This is a genomic window from Micromonospora sp. H61 (assembly GCF_018070325.1).
Taxonomy (GTDB): domain Bacteria; phylum Actinomycetota; class Actinomycetes; order Mycobacteriales; family Micromonosporaceae; genus Micromonospora; species Micromonospora salmantinae.
The window spans coordinates 1-1,705 of the sequence record NZ_JAGPXY010000203.1 but is presented as its reverse complement, the minus strand read 5'-3'; the positions used below and the strand labels follow the sequence as shown (position 1 = coordinate 1,705).

The 1,705-nt window shown below is 61.8% G+C and carries 1 protein-coding gene; it reads right to left on the bottom strand.

The features are described from left to right. The coding region (locus tag KBX08_RS33130; RefSeq protein WP_210787692.1) for a hypothetical protein at positions 1–1,705 on the bottom strand (1,705 nt) is incomplete at both ends.

Here is a 1,705-nt window from a genome sequence, read left to right as displayed (position 1 = left end):
CCATTGTGACGCCGTTCCGGTCGGAGAGATCGACCGAGCGCCACTTCCGGGCCAAAGAGTTGGCGCTGATGCCGCCGTGGGCCCAATCGAGAATCGCATCGACGTCGAGGGCTTCCATGTGCCCCCCGTCGATCGCGAAGATCGGCAGGAAATTGATCAGTTCGCCAAGCACATCACGCTGGGTGACGTCTCGGTCCGGCGAGTTGTTGGCGATCTCGGTGCCGTAGAGCGCAACCAGGCTCAGTGCACGGTTGGGGTCGAACTCGAAGACGTAGGCAGTGTGCTTCCTGATCCGGCCGTCAGCTTTCCATGGTGACTGCACGCGGAACGCGGCTTGGAAGTAGGACTCGGGCGCCCTCAGCGAGCGGAGCATGAAGATTGAGGTCCACTCGGGCACCGTGACCCCGGTCATCAGCTTGCCGCACGACAAGGTGATCGAACCGCTCTTACCCTCTTGGTCGGCGCGGATGATGGCCCTCTGCAACGGCGGCAGGGCATCGGCGCCAATTCCCGCCCTCGCCCCTGCGGCGACGTAGATTTCAAAGGAAGAGAAGAAGTGGTCACGGCGCAGCAAAGCGGCCATCGCCTCACAGGCGGCAACATCGTTCAGGTACCAAATCGAATGCCGCACCGCCTCGCTGAAATGAGCGGACTCGTAAGGGAACTTCGCAGCCCTTCTGCCGTCTATGATCCCCTCTGGGAGCTGCTTCTTGCCGCGGATTAGGTCAAGGAACGACGCGACGCGGTCGGGGTCGTCGAACACATAGCCGTTGTCGCGCTTCTTGGCTGCGAAATAAGTATTGAGGTCGAATCCGTCGAACTCATCGTCGGACGCCCACCCTCCTGCAACATCACCAATCGCGTACGTGTACATCTGCATCTGTGGCAGCAGGTTGTATGGATTGGAGCCGCGCCTGGAATCCCAGGAGCGCTTAGCCCGTTGTTCGTCGATGTATGTCCAGTTGAAGATCGCATCCTCGTCGTAGTCGCCGTTGGTGATCGCTTTAAACGGGGTGCCAGACAGATGCAGATGGAACCTCGTAGAAAGCGCGGCATCTGGCTCCACTAGTACGTCGGCGGTAGTGTCACTCTCTTGATCGAGCGCCTGCGCCACCTGCCGGGCCCGGGCTACATCGTCGGAGTCCTGCGGGTCGTACAGATCCCGCGCGGTCATGGTCGCCGCACCGAAGTGGAACTCGTCAATTACGATGCAGTCCCACTTCACCAGATACAGCGTCTCGTTACGGGGCTTCGGTCGGCCCTGTGGGTCGCGGCCGGTGGCGTCCTGGAATGAGGCGAACCACACCACCGGCGCATCGCTGTCCAGGATGACGTCTGCATCTCTGGTCGGGGTTGAGTTGTCGATGAACCTCCAGCCCGCAAAGTCGATGTGGCTGAGCAGGTCATCGCGCCACGCGCTGCGCACTGCCGGCTTGTAGGTGAGTACCAGCACACGCTGCCAACCCATCTCGCGGGCGAGTTGGTAGGTCGTGAAGGTTTTCCCAAACCGCATCTTGGCGTTCCACAGGAACTTCGGCCGGTCAGCCGCATGCGCACGAAGGTACGCTGCGGTCTGCCACACGGCGGCCCGTTGCTCATCGCGCATGGGGAAGGTTTGGATCCGGGTCGGGCTAAACGCGACACCGCGCTGCAACGAGACGACGGCGCCACGGACCTCGTCCAAGGTCGCCTCGAACCACTCGCC